The following is a 2,352-nucleotide window of genomic DNA, read 5'->3' on the forward strand; positions in this document are numbered from 1 at the left end:
GCTCGTACCGCTTCGATGAGCCGGTAAATCAACGTTTTTCGGCCTCCTGAGCGTCCCAAGGCCTCGTGCTGTACAGTCCCGATATGAGGTCATTATCGATAGTTAGCTTGTTCCCAGGGATCATCGCCTGTGACGGAAGTAACCGGTGCTATAGCTTCCGTTGCGTGAATCAGCTACAAACAAATCAATGGCTTACCAACTCGTCGATTTGCCCCTGAACAGCCTGCTGGGGCCGCTCGCCCGCGCCGCTGTCGGTTTTACTTCCCGACTTCAATTGAAGCGCTAAGCTGAAATTTCGAACCGCGGTTTCTAAGTTACGGTTTCGATTGATTGAGGGGAAGGGGCCTTTCGGAGCCCTGACGCGATGCCGCCGAAGCGGATTCAGCGCAGTCCGAATTCATGATGGCTGGTGGATCTGGGAGCCCGCGTACCGGCCGCCGTTTCCATTGGCGCAGCCAGTCGTGCGGGCCAAGCGGTGGCTCATTCGTCGCCTGCGAGACCGTCGAAGGCCTCGATCAGCGCATCGACGATCGCCTGGCCGAGCGCCTGTGCTGTCTCACCGATTTGGGCTTCGTTTCCATTGCGGGCCGCGGTGGCGAGTTCCGAACCCTGATCCATCAGGATCGCATTGGACCTATCGATCGCCCATTGCGCGAAATCGTTGCGGCTGTCGATGATCCTGGTTTCCATGGCTGCGCGCTCCCGCGTTTACGATTTGTTGGCCAATTCGGGCTAGGGTCAGGGCGCGCGATGGGTATTGCGTTCGCGCCACAACACTCCTCGATTCTTGCAGCATCAGGCCTCGCCGGCAAGCCGCTCCGCCTCGCGTAGGTAGGGAGCCTGAGGCCGTGCCCTGTCGTCCTAGGACGAGCCTCCGACAAGCAGACTCCCGCTGCTAGGCACTGAGTAGCGGCAGGGCAGGGGACTTATGGTTCCTACAGCCCGCTCGCCTTGGTGAGATTGGTCCGGAACCGATCGCGCTGGCGCTGATATTTGCGGGTCATCTCGGCCGAGGCGTGGCCGAGCTGCTTCTGTACGTAACGTTCCTCGATGTCCGCGGAGGAGGCAAGGCCGGCGCGCAGCGAATGCCCTGAGAACAGCAGCGCACGCTCCGCTTCCGGAAGATCGGAGCGGACGCCGGCGGCGAGCGCCGTCTGCTTGACCAGGCGGGCGACATGCTTGTCGGAAAGTCGTTCGACGTCGACGGTCTTGTTGTCTTTGAAGATGCGCCGGAACAGCGGACCGCGCGCGATCCTTCCGAGCCTGATCCAGGTTTCCAGCGCGACAACCGGGCAAGAAAAATCGCTGGAGCCGCGGCCGACCTCGACCTCAGACCTCACGCCAACCGGTCTTGCCGCGCAGCGTCACCAGCACGCCCTTGTCGGCAAAAATCTCGATCCAGCCGGCGCCGTCGCTCTTGTCGTCGCGCACGACGTCGAGGCCGACGATTTCCGAGCGCCGCAACCCGCCGGCAAAGCCTAGGAGCAAAATAGCGCGGTCGCGCAGCCCGCGCAGATCGTGCCCGAGCGTCGCGATCATTGCCTTGATGTCATCGCCGAGGACGGCCTCCTTCTGCCGCGGCGGCTTTGCGTGTTTTCTGCGGATACCGGCGAGCACGGTGGCAATATGGCGATCGGCACGGTCGAGAGAAAATCCGCGCTGGGTAAAATTCCAGGCCAGGCCGGAGAGGCGCCGCTCGATCGTTGCGACCGAAAGGGCGGGAATGCCGCGTTTCGGCTCGCCGGCGGCGGTGCCTGAGGCACAGGCGCTGATATAGAGGCCGATTGTTTGTACCTCTGGGGGCAAGGGCTCAAAACCGTTGCGGCGACACCAGGACGAATAATGCGAAAAGTCCTTGGTGTAGGCGTCTCGCGTGTTTTCGGAGCTGGCGGCCTTGGCGTAGTCTTTTGCCGTCTCGACGAGCGCTTCGAGATGCGCCGGCGACCGCGATGGGCGTCCCATCTCCATGACCAGATCGACGATGTCGGGCAGACCTGCGAATTCGCCGGGCGGGCCGTTGTCGCGACGCCGGTCGGCTTGCGGGTCTTGATGGGAGTCCGCGCCATCTGGTTTCAGTAGCTTGTCCATGGCTCAATTGTGCGATTGAATCAGAAGAGTCGAGTCGGCGCCAGCTTGCAGCCAAACAGCGAGGCTGTCCATTGCATCGGCATCTCACGCACCCGCAGGCTTAGGCCCATATCCGTACACGCCAGCGCGACAGCGACCTGCCCGAAGGGAACCTCGGTGATCAAGAAAGCGATCAAGAAATCAACGCAAATCGCCGCTGATCCCTATCGCAAGGCCAGGTTTCGTGAGATGGCCCGCGACATCGTGGCCAAGGACCGCCATGAC

General features: G+C 61.8%; 1 protein-coding gene and 1 pseudogene. Both read right to left on the minus strand.

The genetic code is table 11. The annotated features are described in order from the left end of the window. Positions 1 to 480: 480 nt before the first annotated feature. Positions 481 to 690 carry a hypothetical protein gene (locus EOC06_RS36045; protein ID WP_065010175.1) on the minus strand — a complete coding sequence of 70 codons (210 nt, stop codon included), beginning with the start codon at positions 688 to 690 and terminating at the stop codon, positions 481 to 483. 245 nt (positions 691 to 935) lie between these two features. Further along, a pseudogene (locus tag EOC06_RS36050) lies at positions 936 to 1,968 on the minus strand (tyrosine-type recombinase/integrase). Positions 1,969 to 2,352 lie beyond the last annotated feature (384 nt).

Source organism: Mesorhizobium sp. M7A.F.Ca.MR.362.00.0.0 (assembly GCF_004023175.1).
Lineage (GTDB): Bacteria > Pseudomonadota > Alphaproteobacteria > Rhizobiales > Rhizobiaceae > Mesorhizobium.

Excerpts from the sequence above, each read along its gene's own strand:
- EOC06_RS36045 (WP_065010175.1), bottom strand. The coding sequence starts at position 690 with ATGGAAACCAGGATCATCGACAGCCGCAACGATTTCGCGCAATGGGCG.